Origin of the sequence: Streptomyces sp. IMTB 2501 (assembly GCF_001953885.1) — a bacterium.
Taxonomy (GTDB): Bacteria; Actinomycetota; Actinomycetes; order Streptomycetales; family Streptomycetaceae; genus Streptomyces.
The window spans coordinates 30,406-48,714 of the sequence record NZ_MQUS01000002.1 but is presented as its reverse complement, the minus strand read 5'-3'; the positions used below and the strand labels follow the sequence as shown (position 1 = coordinate 48,714).

19 protein-coding genes are annotated in these 18,309 nt (G+C 72.3%); 9 read left to right on the top strand and 10 right to left on the bottom strand.

Going from position 1 to position 18,309, the window contains the following annotated elements:
• Positions 1-44: 44 nt before the first annotated feature.
• Complete coding sequence (locus AV521_RS04395; protein ID WP_076083712.1) at positions 45-689, bottom strand: alpha-ketoglutarate-dependent dioxygenase AlkB; 645 nt, start codon at positions 687-689, stop codon at positions 45-47.
• An 80-nt stretch (positions 690-769) separates the two neighbouring features.
• Here AV521_RS04395 and AV521_RS04390 point away from each other — a divergent pair, with 80 nt between their 5' ends.
• Positions 770-1,903, top strand: a complete 1,134-nt coding sequence (locus tag AV521_RS04390; RefSeq protein WP_076083709.1) for a methyltransferase — start codon at positions 770-772, stop codon at positions 1,901-1,903.
• Between the two features lie 117 nt (positions 1,904-2,020).
• On the opposite strand, the gene AV521_RS04385 is transcribed toward AV521_RS04390, so the two are convergent.
• Entirely contained in the window at positions 2,021-2,878 is an 858-nt protein-coding gene (locus AV521_RS04385; RefSeq protein WP_076083706.1) for a class II fructose-bisphosphate aldolase, read from the bottom strand.
• 26 nt (positions 2,879-2,904) lie between these two features.
• Positions 2,905-3,786 (bottom strand): SIS domain-containing protein, encoded by an 882-nt coding sequence (locus tag AV521_RS04380; protein WP_076083703.1) that lies wholly within the window; start codon positions 3,784-3,786, stop codon positions 2,905-2,907.
• Positions 3,787-3,951: 165 nt separating this feature from the next.
• Here AV521_RS04380 and AV521_RS04375 point away from each other — a divergent pair, with 165 nt between their 5' ends.
• The gene (locus AV521_RS04375; RefSeq protein WP_076083700.1) at positions 3,952-4,731 is read left to right on the top strand and encodes a DeoR/GlpR family DNA-binding transcription regulator; all 780 of its coding nucleotides are present in this window, start codon (positions 3,952-3,954) and stop codon (positions 4,729-4,731) included.
• Positions 4,732-4,831: 100 nt separating this feature from the next.
• On the opposite strand, the gene AV521_RS04370 is transcribed toward AV521_RS04375, so the two are convergent.
• Positions 4,832-5,227 (bottom strand): luciferase family protein, encoded by a 396-nt coding sequence (locus AV521_RS04370; RefSeq protein ID WP_179022835.1) that lies wholly within the window; start codon positions 5,225-5,227, stop codon positions 4,832-4,834.
• A gap of 377 nt (positions 5,228-5,604) precedes the next feature.
• Here AV521_RS04370 and AV521_RS04365 point away from each other — a divergent pair, with 377 nt between their 5' ends.
• Positions 5,605-6,804 carry an MFS transporter gene (locus AV521_RS04365; RefSeq protein ID WP_076083697.1) on the top strand — a complete coding sequence of 400 codons (1,200 nt, stop codon included), beginning with the start codon at positions 5,605-5,607 and terminating at the stop codon, positions 6,802-6,804.
• Between the two features lie 29 nt (positions 6,805-6,833).
• A complete protein-coding gene (locus tag AV521_RS04360; RefSeq protein ID WP_076083694.1) occupies positions 6,834-7,568 on the top strand; it encodes a maleylpyruvate isomerase family mycothiol-dependent enzyme in 735 nt (244 codons plus the stop codon).
• A 15-nt stretch (positions 7,569-7,583) separates the two neighbouring features.
• Here the strand turns inward: AV521_RS04360 and AV521_RS04355 are convergent, their stop codons facing one another.
• On the bottom strand, positions 7,584-7,982 hold the full coding sequence (locus tag AV521_RS04355; protein ID WP_076083691.1) for a MarR family winged helix-turn-helix transcriptional regulator: 399 nt from the start codon (positions 7,980-7,982) through the stop codon (positions 7,584-7,586).
• Positions 7,983-8,067: 85 nt separating this feature from the next.
• Between AV521_RS04355 and AV521_RS04350 the strand changes: the two genes are divergently transcribed.
• A complete protein-coding gene (locus AV521_RS04350) occupies positions 8,068-9,558 on the top strand; it encodes an MFS transporter (RefSeq protein WP_076083688.1) in 1,491 nt (496 codons plus the stop codon).
• Positions 9,559-9,972: 414 nt separating this feature from the next.
• Positions 9,973-10,257, top strand: coding sequence for a DUF6332 family protein (locus tag AV521_RS04345; RefSeq protein ID WP_076083685.1), 285 nt, complete (start codon positions 9,973-9,975; stop codon positions 10,255-10,257).
• On the opposite strand, the gene AV521_RS04340 is transcribed toward AV521_RS04345, so the two are convergent.
• The 3 genes from AV521_RS04340 to AV521_RS04330 all read right to left on the bottom strand — a co-directional run bounded on the left by AV521_RS04340 (position 10,218) and on the right by AV521_RS04330 (position 12,906).
• Positions 10,218-10,883 (bottom strand): response regulator transcription factor, encoded by a 666-nt coding sequence (locus AV521_RS04340; protein ID WP_076083682.1) that lies wholly within the window; start codon positions 10,881-10,883, stop codon positions 10,218-10,220. The two genes, AV521_RS04345 and AV521_RS04340, sit on opposite strands and share 40 nt — an antisense overlap.
• Positions 10,880-12,103, bottom strand: a complete 1,224-nt coding sequence (locus AV521_RS04335; protein ID WP_107480810.1) for a sensor histidine kinase — start codon at positions 12,101-12,103, stop codon at positions 10,880-10,882. The genes AV521_RS04340 and AV521_RS04335 overlap by 4 nt, the downstream gene beginning before the upstream one ends.
• A gap of 116 nt (positions 12,104-12,219) precedes the next feature.
• Complete coding sequence (locus tag AV521_RS04330) at positions 12,220-12,906, bottom strand: TetR/AcrR family transcriptional regulator (RefSeq protein WP_076083676.1); 687 nt, start codon at positions 12,904-12,906, stop codon at positions 12,220-12,222.
• Between the two features lie 126 nt (positions 12,907-13,032).
• On the opposite strand from AV521_RS04330, the gene AV521_RS04325 reads away from it, so the two are divergent.
• Entirely contained in the window at positions 13,033-13,494 is a 462-nt protein-coding gene (locus tag AV521_RS04325) for a nitroreductase family deazaflavin-dependent oxidoreductase (RefSeq protein ID WP_076084665.1), read from the top strand.
• Between the two features lie 34 nt (positions 13,495-13,528).
• On the opposite strand, the gene AV521_RS04320 is transcribed toward AV521_RS04325, so the two are convergent.
• Entirely contained in the window at positions 13,529-14,770 is a 1,242-nt protein-coding gene (locus AV521_RS04320) for a geranylgeranyl reductase family protein (protein WP_076083673.1), read from the bottom strand.
• A gap of 131 nt (positions 14,771-14,901) precedes the next feature.
• Here AV521_RS04320 and AV521_RS04315 point away from each other — a divergent pair, with 131 nt between their 5' ends.
• A complete protein-coding gene (locus AV521_RS04315) occupies positions 14,902-16,257 on the top strand; it encodes a dipeptidase (RefSeq protein WP_076083670.1) in 1,356 nt (451 codons plus the stop codon).
• A gap of 62 nt (positions 16,258-16,319) precedes the next feature.
• Positions 16,320-17,024: an MBL fold metallo-hydrolase gene (locus AV521_RS04310; RefSeq protein WP_076083667.1), complete on the top strand. Its 705-nt coding sequence runs from the start codon at positions 16,320-16,322 to the stop codon at positions 17,022-17,024.
• 161 nt (positions 17,025-17,185) lie between these two features.
• Here the strand turns inward: AV521_RS04310 and AV521_RS04305 are convergent, their stop codons facing one another.
• Complete coding sequence (locus tag AV521_RS04305; protein ID WP_076083664.1) at positions 17,186-18,229, bottom strand: NUDIX hydrolase; 1,044 nt, start codon at positions 18,227-18,229, stop codon at positions 17,186-17,188.
• Between the last annotated feature and the right edge of the window lie 80 nt (positions 18,230-18,309).

Sequence of the window (18,309 nt, the reverse complement as noted above, 5' to 3'; positions counted from 1 at the left end):
GCGAGTCTCCCATGATCCGCAACCGTGGTGGCCTGCGGCGTCGGTTACCGGCCGCTGACCCGCAGGGTGATGTTCAGGCGTCCGGCGAGGCTCAGGCCGGGCGGGGCCGTGCCCGGGTGCACGCGCGGCACGCCGTGGTGGGCGAGCCGGGAGGGCCCGCCGAAGACGAACAGGTCACCGCTGCGCAGCTCCACGTCGGTGTACGGCTTGGTGCGCGTCTCGGTGTTGCCGAAGCGGAAGACGCAGGTGTCGCCGAGGCTGAGGGAGACCACCGGCGCGTCCGCCCGCTCGTCGCTGTCGCGGTGCATGCCCATGCGGGCGTCGCCGTCGTAGAAGTTGATCAGTGCGATGTCGTACGTGTACGGCTGCTGCGGGCCCAGTGCGGCTTCGGCGGCGCGGCGGCCCAGCTCGCCGAGCCAGTCCGGGAACGGCTTCACGGGGGCGCCGTCGCCGTCGACAACGGTGCGGGCGTAGGCGTACGGGTACCAGTGCCAGCCCAGGCAGACCTGCCGGGCGGTCATCGTGCCGCCGCCCGGGGTGCGGACCGTGCGCAGGCCGGCCGGTGGCCGCGCCCACGCGCGGCAGGCGGCGAGCAGGTCGCGCTGCCGGCCGGCGTCCAGCCAGTCCGGGACGTGCACGGCGCCCGGCGCGACCTCCACGCGCTCCCGGGGAAACAGCTCCGCGTCCATACGCTCCATAGTGCCGCAGGCCCGCCCCACCCCCGCTGAGCTGCGGCTCCGCTAGCCTGGGAGGCACGATGAGCGACCGTATGACGACACCGTGGGGCGAGGTCGAGCTGGCCCGCTTCCCCGAGGACCCGCGCGACCGGCTGCGTGCCTGGGACGCCTCCGACGCGTACCTGCTGCGCCATCTGGCCGAGGAGGGGGTGCCGCTCACGGGTGCGGTCGTGGTGCTCGGGGACCGCTGGGGCGCGCTGGTCACGGCGCTCTCGGCGCACCGCCCGACCCAGCTCACCGACTCCTTCCTGAGCCAGGAGGCTACCCGCGCGAATCTGGCGCGGGCCGGCGTCGAGCCCGGCGCCGTGCGGCTGCTGACCACCCAGGATCCGCCGCCGGAGCGGGTGGACGTGCTGCTGGTGCGGGTGCCGAAGAGCCTGGCGCTGCTGGAGGACCAGTTGCTGCGGCTGGCGCCCGCCGTGCACGCGGGTACGGTGGTCGTCGGCACCGGGATGGTGAAGGAGATCCACACCTCCACGCTGGAGCTGTTCGAGCGGATCCTCGGCCCGACTCGCACCTCACTGGCGCGGCAGAAGGCCCGGCTGATCTTCTGCACCCCGGACCAGGCGCTGGAGCGGCCGGCGAACCCGTGGCCGTACAGCTACGCGCTCCCGGACGGGATCGGGGCGGTCTCCGGGCGCACGGTCGTCAACCACGCGGGCGTGTTCTGTGCCGACCGGCTCGACATCGGCACCCGGTTCTTCCTCCGCCACCTGCCCGGGCCGGGCGCGGGCCGCGTGGTGGACCTCGGGTGCGGCAACGGCGTCGTCGGTACGGCGGTGGCGCTGGCGGATCCGTCGGCCGAGGTGCTGTTCGTGGACGAGTCCTTCCAGGCGGTGGCCTCGGCGGAGGCGACGTACAAGGCCAACGGGGTACCCGGGCATGCCGAGTTCCGGGTCGGCGACGGGCTGGCCGGGGTCGCCCCCGGCAGCGTGGACGTGGTCCTGAACAACCCGCCGTTCCACTCCCACCAGGCGACGACGGACGCGACGGCCTGGCGGATGTTCACCGGTGCGAAGCGGGCGCTGCGGCCGGGCGGTGAGCTGTGGGTGATCGGCAACCGGCACCTGGGCTATCACGTGAAGCTGCGGCGGCTGTTCGGGAACAGCGAACTGGTCGCGAGTGACCCGAAGTTCGTGGTCCTGAGGGCCGTCAAGAAGGACTAGGGCCTGTCCGGCCGATCGGGTCGGCAGGGCGGCGGCGACGGGGCCCCCGCGCGAGAAGTCGAGCGTGAGGGCGCGTCGGCGACCGACGGCAACGCCGCAGGGAGTGCCCCCACGGCCCTAAGCCGTCCCGGACAGTACCCCGATGATCCGTCGCACCTCGTGGGCCATCGCCTCCCGGCCCACGCTGAGGTACTTGCGCGAGTCGACGGCCTCCGGATGGGCGGCGAGGAAGTCCCGGATCGCGCCGGTCATGGCCATGTTGAGAGCCGTGCCGACGTTGACCTTGGCGATGCCGCCGGCGACCGCCTCGACCAGTGCGTCGTCCGGCACGCCGGAGGAGCCGTGCAGGACGAGCGGGACGGGCAGTGCGGCGGACAGGCGTTTGAGCAGGCCGTGGTCGAGGGTGGCGGTGCGGGTGGTCATCGCGTGCACACTGCCGACGGCGACGGCGAGCGCGTCGACGCCGGTGCCGGCCACGAAGTCGCGCGCCTGGTCCGGGTCGGTGCGGGCGCCGGGCGCGTGGGCGTCCAGTGGGGGTCTGCCGTCCTTGCCGCCGACCTGGCCCAACTCGGCCTCGATCCACAGCCCTTGGGAGTGGGCCCAGTCGGCGGCGGCCCGGGTCGCGGTGAGGTTGTCGGCGTACGGCAGCCGGGCCGCGTCGTACATCACCGAGCTGAACCCGGCGTCGAGAGCCTGGCGCAGCAGACTGTCGCTCTGCACATGGTCCAGGTGCAACCCGACGGGTACGGTGGCGCGTTCGGCGGCGGCTACGGCCGCGCGGGCCAGCGGCAGCAGCCGGCCGTAGCGGAACTTGACGGCGTTCTCGCTGACCTGGAGGACGACGGGCGAACCGGCCGACTCGGCGCCGGCGATGACGGCCTCGACGTGTTCCAGGGTGATGACGTTGAACGCGGCGACGGCGGATCTGGTGTCGGCGGCTGCGGTGACCAGCTCGCCGGTGGACGCGAGGGGCACGGGAGGTGTCCTTCCGGAGCGTGGGCCTAGGAGGCGAGGATCACGGAGCGGGTGAGGTGGCGCGGCTGATCGGGGTCGAGTCCACGGGCGGCGGCGACGGCGACCGCGAGCCGCTGGACCCGGACGAGTTCGGCGAGCGGGTCGAGCCCGCCGTCGATCCACAACCCGCCGGTCGCGCGCACCTGCTGGGCGAGCCCGTCGGGTGCCGCGCCGAGCATCCAGGTGGCCGTGCCCTCGGTGGTGACGCTGATCGGGCCGTGCCGGTATTCCATCGCCGGATAGGCCTCGGTCCAGGACAGCGAGGCCTCGCGCATCTTCAGCCCGGCCTCGTTGGCGAGCCCGACGGTCCAGCCGCGCCCGAGGAAGGTGAACTGGGTGCAGGCGACCAGCCCTTCGGGAAGAGAAGAGGAGAGGGCCGTGCGCGCGTCGGCGACGACGGAGTCGGTGTGCAGGCCGAGATGGGCGCGCAGGAGGGTGAGGGTGGTGGTGGCGAACCGGGTCTGGACGACGGAGCGTTCGTCGGCGAAGTCCAGCACCACGAGGTCGTCGGCTGCGGACATGACGGGTGTGCCGGGGTCGGCGGTGACGGCCGTGGTGCGGGTCCGTCCCTTCAACTCCTCCAGCAGTTCCAGTACTTCGGTCGTCGTACCGGAGCGGGTGAGGGCGACGACCCGGTCGTACGCGCGCCCGTACGGGAACTCGGAGGCCGCGAACGCGTCGGTCTCACCCTGGCCGGCGCCCTCCCGCAGACCGGCCACGGCCTGTGCCATGAAGTACGAGGTCCCGCACCCCACGATCGCGACCCGCTCCCCGGGCTCCGGCAGCGCGTCCCGGTGCCGTCCCGCCGCTTCGGCCGCCCGCATCCAGCACTCCGGCTGGCTGTTCAGCTCGTCCTCGACATGGGTCATGCCCACACCTTCCCTGGATGATTGTTCCTGCAAGATATAGCGAGCTTTCGAGCACAATCAAGCATTTGAGCGCAGAGTGGGTGCGTTAGGGTCGCCGAGGAATCGGAGAGCGGTCGGCGAGCGACCGGGAAACGACCGCGGAACGGTCGGAAAGCGGAGGTGCGGATGTCCCGGGACGCCCGCTGGAAGGCGCTGCTGGAACTGCTCGTCGAGCGCGGCCGGCTGGAGGTCGAGGAGGCGGCGGCGGAGCTGGAGGTGTCGGCGGCGACGATCCGCCGGGACTTCGACCAGCTCGCCGAGCAGCAGATGCTGGTGCGCACCCGGGGCGGAGCGGTGGTGCACGGGGTGTCGTACGAACTCCCGCTGCGCTACAAGACGGCCCGGCGCGCCTCGGAGAAGCAGCGCATCGCCAAGGCCGTGGCCAAACTCGTCGCCCCCGGGGAGGCGGTGGGGCTGACCGGCGGTACGACCACCACGGAGGTGGCCCGCGCGCTGGCCGTGCGCGGCGATCTGTCCACCGGTTCACCCGCGCTGACCGTTGTCACCAACGCCCTCAACATCGCCAACGAGCTGGCCGTACGGCCCCAGTTCAAGATCGTGGTGACGGGCGGGGTGGCGCGCCCGCAGTCGTACGAACTCATCGGTCCGCTCGCGGACGGGGTGCTCGGACAGATCACGCTCGACGTGGCCGTGCTCGGTGTCGTCGCGTTCGACGTCACGCATGGCGCGGCCGCCCACGACGAGGCGGAGGCCGCGATCAACCGGCTGCTGTGCCAGCGCGCCGAGCGGGTGGTGGTCGCCGCCGACTCCAGCAAGCTGGGCCAGCGGGCGTTCGCCCGCATCTGCGGGGCGGAGCTGGTGGACACGCTCGTGACGGACACGGCGGTGGGGCAGGAGACGGTACGCCGCTTCGAGGAGGCGGGCGTCCGGGTCCTCGCGGTGTGACGGGAGGCCGGCACGGACACGGCCGGCACCCGGTCTCGTAGCAGACGCCCGGCTTCGAGACGGCCCGGGTCGGCCGTCGCGGTCGTCGCGGACGCCCGGCTCAGATACGGCTGAGGTCGGTCTTCACGAACCCCGCGCCACGCTGGTCGTTGCAGCCGGTCGGTGGCCTGTCGAGCGGGTCGGGCCAGGACTGTTGGGCCTGCAGCGCCACGCTCACCAGGGTCAGCAGCAGGTCGACGTCGCTCGCGGCGTCAAGGCGGATGGTCACCCACTGCGAGCCGGGCACGACCCTGATCGCACCCGAGTCCCTGAAGTCCTTGGCGAACCGCCTGATGGCGCGGTTGGTCAGCCGCAGGTCGACATCGCGGTCCGAGTGGAAGTGGGCGATCTCGCCCTGGGCCGAACTCACTGCCTGTCCCAGGCCGCAGCTCGGGACCGCCTGACTCAGATCGGGCCAGGTCGCCAGTTGCGCGAGCGCGCGCGAGGCCAACGTCATGGGGCCATCATGGCCCGCTCACCCGTCGGCAACCAGCTCGTGAACAAGCATTAACCAAGCTGTTTCCCGCCGCAGACCGGGCATGTGCGCCTCGGTGCCACCCGAACAGGACACGCGTCACGCCGTATTGACACCCTCGCCGTCCCGGAAGCGTACAAGTCGGCGCAGGTCATGACCATATCGGCCAACCCGCACACACACGGACCCCGGTCATTGAACGTCCGGAACCAGCCCATCGGACGGGCGAGGACCGATGTCGCCGATGCGGTGACGGCGGGGAGCTGCCTCACCCCGGCCCCATTCCCTTGCCCCACCCGCACATCCCCGCCTAGCCTGAATTTGTGCCGCAAATAAACAAACTCCGATCGCACAGTGTCGTGCCGGACGCCGGCCGTGAACTCACCCGCCTCCGCATCGCGCTCACCGCCTTCTTCGCCCTGGACGGCTTCATCTTCGCGGGCTGGGTGGTCCGGATCCCCGCGATCAAGCAGCAGACCGACGCCTCCGCCAGCGATCTGGGGCTGGCCCTGCTCGGTGTCTCCGCCGGTGCCGTCGTCACCATGACCCTCATCGGGCGGCTCTGCCGTCGCTACGGCAGCCATCCGGTCACGGTGGTGTGCGCGGTGGCGCTCTCCCTCAGCGTCAGCCTGCCCCCGCTCACCCACTCCGCGCCCGCCCTCGGCGCCGTGCTCCTCGTCTTCGGCGCCGCCTACGGCGGTATCAACGTCGCCTTCAACAGCGCCGCCGTCGATCTGGTGACCGCGTTGCGGCGGCCGGTCATGCCCACGTTCCATGCCGCGTTCAGCCTCGGCGGCATGATCGGTGCCGGCCTCGGCGGGGTGGTCGCCGGCGCGCTCTCCCCCACCCGGCATCTGTTCGGCCTCACCCTGATCGGGCTGCTCGTCACGGCCGTCGCCGGACGCACCCTGCTGCGACAGGAGCCACCCGCGCCCGGCGGCCTGCCCGTGTCCTCGCCCATGGAGGCGGACCGCGGCACACCGCGGCGGACCGGCGGCCGCGGGCTGGTCGCCGTCTTCGGGCTGATCGCGCTGTGCACCGCCTACGGCGAGGGCGCGATGGCCGACTGGGGCGCGCTCCATCTCCAGCAGGACCTCGCGGCGTCGTCCGGCGTGGCGGCGGCCGGGTACTCGTGTTTCGCGCTGGCCATGACCGTGGGCCGGGCGACCGGCACGACCCTCCTGGAACGGCTCGGCCGGGCCCGTACGGTGATCGCCGGCGGCACCGTCGCGGCGGCGGGCATGCTGCTCGGTTCACTGGCGCCCTCCGTGTGGGCCGCGCTGACCGGCTTCGCCGTCACCGGGCTCGGGCTCGCCAACCTCTTCCCCGTCGCCGTGGAGCGGGCCGGCTCACTGACCGGCCCGTCCGGCGTGGCCGTGGCTTCGACCCTGGGCTACGGCGGCATGCTCCTCGGACCGCCCGCGATCGGGTTCATGGCCGACTGGTTCTCCCTGCCGGCCGCACTCACCAGCGTGGCGGCGCTGGCCGCCGTCGCCGCGGTCATCGGGGTGACCACACGGCGGACAATGGGCAGTTGCCCCGGACAGGGCGCACCTTAGTCCGCACTCCATCCGGCAGACTCACCCCCATGGACACTGCCGACTTCCTTCAGACCCTGGACCGCGAGGGCCGGCTGCTCGCCGCGGCCGCCGAAGCCGCGGGGACCGACAACAAGGTGCCCACCTGCCCGGAGTGGCAGGTGCGGGACCTGCTGCGGCACATCGGCGCGGTGCACCGCTGGGCCGCCGGCTTCGTCGCCGACGGACTCACCGCGCCGCGCCCCCTGGACGACGCGCCGGACCTGAACGGCGCCGAGCTGGTGGACTGGTACCGGGACAGTCACCGCCTGCTGGTCGACACCCTGGCCGCCGCACCCGCCGACGTGGAGTGCTGGGCCTTCCTTCCGGCGCCCAGCCCGCTGGCGTTCTGGGCCCGCAGGCAGGCACACGAGACGACCGTCCACCGCTACGACGCGGAGGCGGCACGCGGCGGTACGGCATCCCCGGTCGCGCCGGACTTCGCAGTGGACGGCATCGACGAACTGCTGCGTGGCTTCCACGCCCGCTCCAGGAGCCGCCTGCGTACGGAGGAGCCGCGGGTGCTGCGGGTGCGCGCACTGAACGCGGGGGCGGACGCGGTGTGGACCGTACGGCTCACGGCCGAGCCGCCGGTGACCGTACGGGAGGAGGGCGGGGAGGCCGAGGCCGAACTGTCCGGTCCCGCCGAGGAGTTGTATCTCGCCCTGTGGAACCGAAGGCCCGTGCCGAGCGTGTCCGGCGACCGCCCCCTCGCCGCACTGTGGCAGGAGAAGAGCGCCATCTGACACTCTGACACCCGGTCAGTCGGCGTCGGCCAGCATCCGGGCCAGCACCGCGCGCTGCACGGGCCGCACCTCGCCGTGCAGCGCGCGCCCCTTCGCCGTGAGCGCCACCCGCACCCCGCGCCGGTCCTCGGCGCACATGGCGCGCTCGACCAGGCCGTCCTTCTCCAGACGGCCGATCAACCGGGACAGCGCGCTCTGACTGAGGTGGACGCGCTCGGAGATCTCCTGCACGCGGAAGGCGCAGCCACCGTCCGCCACCGCACCCTCGGCGAGGAGGTCGAGGACCTCGAAGTCACTGGCGCACAGGCCGTGTCCGTGCAGCTCACGGTCCAGCTCGCACTGGGTGCGGGCATGCAGCGCGAGGATGTCCCGCCACTGCTCCACGAGCGCCTGCTCGGCCCTGTTCGACGCCATGGGCGCACCGTAGCAGAGAAGCAGGATTATTGCATCGGAATTAAATGAGTTTGCATCCAATGCATGCGCATGTAGTCTCCTCGGTATGACCTCTCCGCTCAACCCCTCCGCGCCCCCGTCCCCGGCGGTTCGCTGGACCCCCCGGCTGTGGGGCACCCTGCTGGTGCTCTGCGCGGCGATGTTCCTGGACGCGCTGGACGTGTCGATGGTCGGCGTCGCGCTGCCGTCCATCGGCTCGGACCTGCACCTGTCCACGTCGACGCTGCAATGGATCGTCAGCGGCTACATCCTGGGCTACGGCGGCCTGCTCCTCCTCGGCGGCCGCACCGCCGACCTGCTCGGCCGGCGTCAGGTGTTCCTCGTCGCCCTCGGGGTCTTCGCGCTCGCCTCGCTGCTCGGCGGGCTCGTGGACTCGGGTCCGCTGCTGATCGCCAGCCGCTTCATCAAGGGCCTGAGCGCGGCCTTCACGGCGCCGGCCGGCCTGTCGATCATCACCACGACGTTCCCGGAGGGCCCGCTGCGCAACCGCGCGCTCTCCATCTACACGACCTGCGCGGCCACCGGCTTCTCCATGGGCCTGGTGCTCTCGGGCCTGCTCACCGAGGCCAGCTGGCGCTTCACCATGCTGCTGCCCGCGCCGATCGCGCTGGTCGCGCTTCTCGCAGGCCTGCGGCTGCTGCCGCGCAGCGCCCGCGAGGAGAGCCACGACGGCTACGACATCCCCGGCGCCGTCCTCGGTACCGCCTCGATGCTGCTGCTGGTCTTCACCGTCGTCCAGGCCCCCGAGGCCGGCTGGGCCTCGGCCCGCACCCTGCTGTCCTTCGTCGCCGCCGCGGCGCTGCTGACCGCGTTCGTCCTGGTCGAGCGGCGCTCGCCGAGTCCACTGATCCGGCTCGGCGTGCTGCGCTCCGGCAGTCAGGTCCGCGCCCAGTTCGGCGCGATCGCCTTCTTCGGCTCGTACGTCGGCTTCCAGTTCCTGACGACGCTGTACATGCAGTCCCTGCTCGGCTGGTCGGCGCTGCACACAGCGCTCGCGTTCCTCCCGGCGGGCGCGCTGGTGGCGGTGTCCTCCACCAAAGTCGGCGCGATCGTCGACCGGTTCGGCACACCCCGGCTGATCGCGACCGGCTTCGCCTTCATGGTCCTCGGGTACGCGCTGTTCCTGCGTGTCGATCTGGACCCCGTGTACGCGGCCGTGATCCTGCCGTCCATGCTGCTGATCGGCGCGGCGTGCGCGCTGGTCTTCCCGTCGCTCAACATCCAGGCCACCAACGGGGTCGAGGACCACGAGCAGGGCATGGTGTCCGGGCTGCTCAACACCTCGGTGCAGGTGGGCGGGGCGATCTTCCTGGCGGTGGTCACGGCCGTGGTGACGGCCGGCGCTCCCGCGCACGCCACCCCGCAGGCCGTGCTCGACAGCTACCGGCCGGGCTTCATGGTCGTCACGGGCATCGCGGCGACCGGCCTGCTGATCACCCTCACCGGCCTGCGCGGCCGTCGCACCCAGCCGTCCGTCGTCGTCGCCAGGTCCACCGTGAAGGAGGCGGAAGCGGAGCGCGTGGCGGTCCGTGACTAGTGCCCCGGCAGGCAACGTCTGCCCGTCAAGGAGCGGTGTCCGGTGCGTGCTCTCGGTGTGCCGGCCGGAGGCCGTACCCCATGGGCTGGGCGTACGTGGGCTTTCGGCCGGTGCGAGAGGGCGGGCCGGGCGTCGCGACGGGGCGAACGTCGCCTGTTGGGGCACTAGGTCGGGGCACCAGGGCCTGTCCGGCGGATCAGGTCGCAGGACATCGGCGGCGCCTCTTCAGCGCGTCGACAACCGACGACCACGACGGCTGGGGGTGCCCCCGCGCCCTTGAGGCAGTGGGAGAGGGCGTGCCGGGCGTCGCGTCTGCGACAGGATCCGCAGGCCAGGCCCTACGGGGGAAGCCTCCGAGTGTGCGCCCGGCGGGGCTTGTTGCTCCGCCGGGCGCGCTTCTGTGAAGCTGGGGGAATGTACGCATCCGGGGGACGCCGTACCAGAGCTCAGCAGGACGCGGCGACAGTGGAGATCGGTTATGCCCTGGTGAGCGCGACCTTCGCGGCGGCGGTGCTGTTCGGAGCCGTGGCCGGGCCCGCGCTCCTCTTCGATCTGCCGCATCCGCTGTCCAGGACCCTGCTGCGGCTCGGCATGGTGGTGGCACCGATCGTGTTCGTGGTCCGGGTGGTCAGTGTGCTGGTGCGCTTCCGGCAGGCCGCTCAGCCCAGCCAGCCGGGCCGTACCAACCCCGACTCGTAGGCCAGCACGACGAGTTGGGCGCGGTCCCGGGCGCCCAGCTTCACCATCGTGCGGCTCACATGGGTCTTGGCCGTGAGCGGGCTGACCACCAGCCGGCGGGCGATCTCCTCGTTGGACAGGCCGATGCCGACCAGCGCCATCACTTCCCGCTCCCGCTCGGTGAGCCGGCCGAGGGCGTCCGCCGCCGCGGGTTCCTTGGAGCGCGCCGCGAACTCGGCGATCAGCCGGCGGGTGACGCCCGGCGAGAGCAGCGCGTCACCCTGCACCACCGCCCGTACAGCGCGCAGGAGTTCGTCCGGCTCGGTGTCCTTGACCAGGAAGCCGGAGGCGCCGGAGCGGATCGCCTCGAAGACGTACTCGTCCAGCTCGAAGGTGGTGAGCATGACCACCTTCACGTCCTGCAGCTCCGCGTCGCCGGTGATACGCCGGGTCGCGGCGAGCCCGTCCAGCAGGGGCATACGGATGTCCATCAGGACGACGTCCGGCCGCAGTTCGCGCACCAGGCGCAGTGCCTCACCGCCGTCGGCAGCCTCTCCGGCCACCTCGATGTCCGGCTGCGCGTCGAGCAACGCCCTGAAACCGGCCCGCACCAACGACTGGTCGTCGGCGAGCAGTACGCGGATCACTGGTCCTCCCTGAGGTGCGACGGCAGTACGGCGACCACCCGGAAACCGCCGTCGGAGCGCGGGCCCGCCTCGATGGTGCCACCGAGCGCGGCCGCCCGCTCCCGCATGCCGGCCAGCCCGTTCCCGCTGCCCCCGGCATCGGCGCCGGTGGCCGGCCCGTCGTCGTCGATGCGCAGCCGCAGCGCGTCGCCGTCGTGGGTGAACCGCACGCGCGCGTGCCGTGATCCGGAGTGCCGTACGACGTTGGTCAGGGCCTCCTGCACGATACGGAAGGCGGCGAGGTCGGCACCGGGCGGCAACTGCGGTGGCTCGCCCTCGATCTGCACGGTCAGTCCGGCCGCGGCCGCCTGCTCCACCAGCTCCGGCAGCCGGTCCAGGCCGGGGGCGGGGGCGCGCGGTGCGGCGCCGGACGTGCGCAGGGTGTCCAGGACCTGGCGTACCTCGCCGAGCGCCTCCTTGCTGGCGGCCTTGATGGTGGTGAGCGCGGCCCGCGCCTGCTCGGGATCGCTGTCGAGCAGCGCGAGCCCCATGCCGGCCTGGACGTTGATGACAGAGATGCTGTGCGCGAGGACGTCATGCAACTCGCGGGCGATCCGCAGCCGTTCCTCGTCTGCGCGGCGCCGCGCCGCCTGTGCCCGCTCGGCGCGCTCCCGAGCCCACTGTTCGCGCCGTATCCGGGCCAGTTCGGACAGGGCGACGATGGCCAGCACCCAGGTGGCGACGACGATCTCCTGGGTGAGGCCCGCGCCCTTGTCCCCCGAGGGCGGCAGCCAGCGGTAGAGCCAGAGGGTGATCAGGGTGTGCCCGGCCCACAGCAGGCCGAGGGAGGCCCAGGCGGCCCACCGGTGCCCGGCGACGACGGCGCTGAAGCAGCCGACGACGACGGTCAGGAGGACCGGCCCGTAGGGGTAGCCCGCGGCCAGGTAGCCGAGGGTCACCGTGGTGGTGCCGAAGGCCACAGCCACCGGGTACCGGTGCCGCCACAGCAGCAGGACCGAGGCGGCGAGCAGCAGCACGCGCGCGTACGGGTCGAGCGGCACGCGGAGGGGCTGGCTGTGCGCGGCGAAGTTGGTGCCGATCAGGACGAACGCGGTGAGCAGCACGGTCGAGCGCCAGGGCAGGCGGCGGGCGCGGGGCGGCTCCGCCGCGTCGTCGTCCGGGACGCCGCGCCACGGAGGCCCGTACCGCCACCCGTGCGAGGGGGCGCGCTGCTCTTCCATGACCGCCACGCTAGACGCCTGCGTCACACGACGGCGTCAGCCGGACGAGGTGATCACTCGTACTCCCCGGGAAGTACGACGCCCAGGAGGGGCCGAGTGCACCGCGCGCCCCGCGTCTACCTCAGGCCCACGCTGTGCGCCAGCCCCGTCACCGCGTGGCGGAAGAACGTCTCCCGGTCGTCCACCACGTTGTTGAACTGGCCGAACAGCTCGAAACCCACCAGCCCGAACAGCTGCGCCCAGGCCGCCACCAGCGCCACGGCCACCTCGGGAGGCAGGTCGGGGGCGAACGCGGCAACCATGCGCTCGCCCTCGGGCCGGAGTTCGGCGGGCAGGGGCAGGTCAGCGAGGCCGGGGCCCTCGTGGGCGTCGCGCACGATGCCGATGAGGACCAGTCCGACCCGGGCCGCGGCCCTGATCGTGGTCTCGGGGGCGGAGTAGCCGGGCACGGGCGAGCCGTAGATCAGGGCGTACTCGTGGGGATGCGCGAGCGCCCAGCCGCGCACCGCCTCGCACACGGCCGTCCAGCGGTCCACCGGAGCTGCCCCTGAACCTGCGTCGCGGGCCTTCTCCGCGGCCTCGCCGAGGGAGTCGTAGGCATCGATGATCAGGGCGGTCAGCAGCTCGTCGCGACTGGGGAAGTAGCGGTACAGGGCCGAGGAGACCATGCCCAGCTCGCGGGCGACGGCCCGCAGCGAGAGCTTCGCCGCGCCTTCCTCTGCCAGCTGTCTGCGGGCCGCTTCCTTGATGGCGGCGGTGACTTCGATCCTGGCCCGTGCACGGGCGCCCTGTGGGGTGCTCATACCAGCAGTCTGCCACGAACGAGAGCGGTGCACACAAGGGAGAGCATCGCTCTTGCATTCTCGGGCCGGCCTGCCCCACACTGGAGTCGAGCGAGAGCACCGCTCTCCCAAAGTGTGGGGGTCACCATGTCGTCGTCTTCTTCTTCGCCGTACTACCTCAAGGGCAGCCCGATGAACGTCCGGCTGAACAGCGTCATCGGCTGGCTCGCCCGGCACGGTCTGAGCCTCGCGGGCTCCGCGGAGATGTCCGTGCGGGGCCGCAAGAGCGGTCAGATGCAGCGCATCCCGGTCAACCCGCACTCCTTCGACGGTGGGCAGTACCTGGTCTCGGCGCGCGGCCACTCGCAGTGGGTGCGGAACATGCGGGTTGCCGGCGGCGGCGAACTGCGTGTCGGACGCAAGGTGCGCACCTTCACCGCGGTGGAGCTTCCCGACGCCGAGAAGCTCCCCGTGCTGCGGACCTACCTGGAGAAGTGGGGCTGGGAGGTCAACCAGTACTTCGACGGGGTGACCGCCAAGTCCTCCGACGAGGAGATCACCGCCTGCGCCGGCGACCACCCGGTCTTCCGGATCACCGTCACGGACTGAACCGTCATGGACCGAACCGTCATGGACGGACCGGTCAAGGACTGACGGGTTCCTCCGCCGGGACGGCCTGCCCCCGGTCCAGCGCGGTCAGGGCGCGCTGGGCGATCGGGCGGGAGCGGACGATCTCGCCCAGCGAGGTCGAGCCCTGTGTGATGTCCCGGAACGCCTTCCATGCCGGGCGGAAGCCGGTGAGGGCAGCGTGGAAGAGGCCGGGACGCTTCTCGAACACGGTCAGCAGGCGCTTGCCGACGCTCATCTCGACGCCGAGCCCGGCCTTGATCGCGAACGCGTAGTTCAGGGCCTGGCGGCGGGTGTCCACCGCGTCGTGCGCCTCGGCGATGCGGACCGCCCACTCCCCCGCGAGCCGGCCCGAGCGCAGCGCGAAGGAGATGCCCTCACGCGTCCACGGCTCCAGCAGCCCGGCCGCGTCACCGCAGACCAGCACCCGGCCCCGGGACAGCGGGGAGTCATCCGCGCGGCAGCGGGTGAGATGACCGGAGGAGATGGCGGGCTCGAAGCCGGACAGGCCGAGGCGGGCGATGAAGTCCTCCAAGTACCGCTTGGTGGCGGCGCCTTCACCGCGTGCGGAGATCACGCCGACCGTCAGCGTGTCGCCCTTCGGGAACACCCAGCCGTAACTGCCCGGCATCGGGCCCCAGTCGATGAGGACCCGTCCCTTCCAGTCCTCGGCGACCGACTCCGGGACCGGGATCTCCGCCTCCAGGCCGAGGTCCACCTGGGCCGGCTTCACACCGACATGCGCCCCTATACGGCTGGCGCTGCCGTCGGCGCCGACGACCGCGCGGGCCAGCACCGTCTCGCCGCCCTGCAGGACGAGGGCGACCGTGCGCCGGTCGGGGACCGCCGAGCCGTGCTGCTCGACCCGCTGGACCGTGACGCCCGTACGCAGCTCGGCGCCCGCCTTCTGGGCGTGCTCGACCAGCTGCTGGTCGAACTCGGGCCGGTTGATCAGCCCGAACAGCATCTGCTTGGAGCGGCGCGTGCGGGTGAAGCGGCCGTTGTGCGAGAACGTGACCGCGTGCACCCGGTCGCGGAAGGGCAGCTCGAAGCCGGGGGGCAGCGCATCGCGCGAGGGGCCGATGATGCCGCCGCCGCAGGTCTTGTAGCGGGGCAACTCGGCTTTCTCCAGCAACAGCACACGCCGTCCCGCGACCGCGGCCGCATAGGCGGCCGAGGCCCCCGCGGGTCCCGCGCCCACCACGACGACGTCCCACACCCGCTGCACGTCGTCCGCCGAAGAGTTCTCGCCGCTCACGATGGTCTACTGCTCCGATCCAGCCGCTGCCGTAGTGTCCCTCGCATCCTACGGCGGCCGTCGTCGCAGGCCACTGTGGGAGTATCGGGGGTATCACCCCGTACAACGTCGCACCCACGAGGAGCGTGCCCATGTCGTCGAATCCGGTCGCCGAGACCGTCGCCTCTCTGCTGCCACGGGCCCAGGCGGAGCTGGCCGAACTGGTCGCCTTCAAGTCGGTGGCGGACTTCGCGCAGTTCCCGAAGAGCGAGAGCGAGGCCGCCGCGCGTTGGATCGCCGACGCCCTGCGCGCCGAGGGTTTCGCCGACGTGGCCCTGCTGGACACCCCTGACGGCACCCAGTCCGTCTACGGCTACCTGCCGGGCCCCGAGGGGGCTAAAACGGTTCTCCTCTACGCGCACTACGACGTGCAGCCGCCGCTGGACGAGGCGGGCTGGACCACCCCGCCGTTCGAGCTGACCGAGCGCGACGGCCGCTGGTACGGCCGCGGGAGCGCCGACTGCAAGGGCGGCGTCCTCATGCACCTGCTCGCGCTGCGCGCCCTGAAGGCGAACGGCGGCGTCCCGGTGCACGTCAAGGTGATCGTCGAGGGCTCGGAGGAGCAGGGCACGGGCGGCCTGGAGCGGTACGCCGAGCAGCACCCGGAGCTGCTGGCCGCGGACACCATCGTGATCGGCGACGCGGGTAACTTCCGCGTCGGCCTGCCGACGGTGACCACCACCCTGCGCGGCATGACCCTGGTCCGGGTGGCCGTCGACACGCTCGCGGGCAATCTGCACTCCGGCCAGTTCGGCGGCGCCGCCCCGGACGCGCTGGCCGCGCTGATCCGTGTGCTGGACTCGCTGCGCGCCGAGGACGGTTCGACCACGGTCGACGGGCTCGACGCGACGGCGGCGTGGGACGGCCTGGAGTACACCGAGGAGCAGTTCCGTTCGGACGCCAGGGTGCTGGACGGCGTGGAGCTGATCGGTGACGGCTCGGTCGCCGACCGGATCTGGGCCCGCCCGGCGGTCACCGTGCTCGGCATCGACTGCCCGCCGGTCATCGGCGCCACCCCGTCCGTGCAGTCGAGCGCCCGCGCCCTGATCAGCCTGCGGGTGCCGCCGGGCGTGGACGCCGCGGAGGCGACCAAGCTGCTCCAGGCGCACGTCGAGGCGCACACCCCCTGGGGTGCCCGGGTCACCAGCGAGCAGATCGGGCAGGGCCAGCCCTTCCGCGCCGACCCCTCCAGCCCGGCGTACCAGGCGATGGCCGACGCGATGGCGGTCGCCTACCCCGGCGAGACCATGCAGTACGCCGGGCAGGGCGGCTCCATCCCGCTGTGCAACACCCTCGCCGGCCTCTACCCGCAGGCCGAGATCCTGCTCATCGGTCTGAGCGAGCCGGAGGCGCAGATCCACGCGGTCGACGAGAGCGTGTCCCCCGAGGAACTGGAACGCCTCTCGGTCGCCGAGGCGCTGTTCCTGCGCAACTACGCCGCGGGCTGAGCCCTTCTGCCGACGGCAGAGCGCCCTCGCCCACGGGTGGGGGCGCTGCCTACGGTCGGGGCATGGACGTCATCGAACTGCTCCCCCGTCTGCACCTCCTCCGTTTCCCCGTGGGCCAGGCCTATCTCTGGCGCGATGACGACGCGTTGACACTGATCGACGCGGGCACGACCGGCGCCAGCCGTGCGATCGCCGACTTGGTCAGGGGCATGGGGTACGTGCCCGGGGACGTGGGGCGGATCGTGCTGACCCACTTCCACGAGGACCACGTGGGCGGCGCGGGCGAGTTCGCCGCACTCAGCGGTGCCGAGGTGCTGGCACACGAACTGGACACGCCGTTCATCCGTGGTGAACTCCCCGGCCCGCCACCGCGTTTCGAGGAGTGGGAGCTACCGGTCCACGCGGCGGCGGCGCGGCACCTGCCCGCGGGCACACCGGTGCCGCCGGCCGCGGTCACCACCGTGTCCGACGGCGATGTCCTGGACTTCGGCGGCGGCGCCCGCGTCGTCCACGTGCCCGGGCACACGGACGGCAGCATCGCCCTGTTCCTGCCCGCGCAGAGCGTGCTGTTCACCGGGGACACGGTGGCGGCCTCTCCGGTCGACGGCACGGTGATCCCGGGCGTGTTCAACCTCGACGGAGCCCAACTCCGCGCTTCGCTCGACCGGTTGGCCGAGCTGGACGCGGACGTCGCGTGCTTCGGCCACGGAGACGCGGTGGTAGGCGGCGCGGCCGCCGCGCTGCGCAAGGCGGCGAGTACTCGCTGAGCACGGGGGACGTCTTCCGGCCACGGCCGGCCGCCGTGTGCGGGCGACCCGGCTGAGCATGCGGCGCGGCCTTCAGCCACCGTCTCCTCGCGCACGCCGGAAGACTCGGCTGAGCAAAGGGCACGTATCCAGCCGCCGCCGGAGGGCGCATCCCGGACCGATCAGCCGACCGGTACCCCGGCCTCCAGATACAGGGCGGTTCCCCGCTCGCGGGCCCGCAGGGCCCAGCGCAGGCGCTCGTAGCGGACCGGTGGCAGCATGCCGGCGGCCTCCTGCTCGGTGGCGAAGCGCCAGGCGCGCAGTTCCGGGCCGGGCAGCACAACCCGGGACGCCTCGCCGGACTCCAGCCGGCCGCCGTCGAACAGCAGCCGCAGCCCGCCGAACCCGGGCGGCACCGGCCGTTCCCAGTCGACGACGAGCAGGCGGGGCACCTCTCTCAGCCGTATTCCGATCTCCTCTGCGACCTCGCGCATTCCGGCGCGGGCCGGTGCCTCGCCACGTTCCACCACTCCGCCGGGGAACTCCCAGCCGGGCTTGTAGGTGGGGTCCACGAGCAGCACCCGGTCGTGCTCGTCGAACAGCAGCACGCCGGCGGCGAGGGTCTCGGCGGTCGGCTCGGGGGTCTGCACGATGTCACAGGGGGGCACGGCACCGCTGCCCACGGCGTCGGCGATGCGGACGGCGGTGGCGTACGGCGTGAGGGCGCTGGTGTCCACGAGATGGGCGTCGGCGGTGAGCCAGGAGGCGAGGGCGGCGCGGTACGGCTCGATGTGGTCGTAGGCCCACTGCCGCTGGCGTATCTCGCCGTCGGGCAGGTCCGGCGGGATCTCCCGCCCGGCTATCCGCTCGCGCAGGATCGTTTCAGCCGGAGCGAGCAGCAGATGGTGCACCGGAATCCTGCGGGCGGCGAGGCCGCCGAAGATCTCGTCGCGGTACTCCTGGCGGAGCAGGGTCATGGGCACCACGAGGGTCCCGCCCAGCTCGGCGAGGAGCGCGGCCGCCGTGTCGACCACGAGTCGGCGCCAGATCGGCAGGTCCTGGAAGTCGCCGACCTCGGCGAGGCGCTTGGCCGGCAGCAGCTGCGTGAGCCCTCCGCCGATGACCTCGGGGTCGAAGAGCGTGCTGTTCGGGATCAGTTCGATCAGTTCCCGTGCGGTGGTGGTCTTCCCCGCACCGAACGCGCCGTTGATCCAGACGACGGTCACGGACTCCCCCTCTTCTGTTGGCCCCCTGAGGCTTGCCCGCTTCACCCTGCCACGGAAACCCCGCCCCGGTGAGGGCGCCG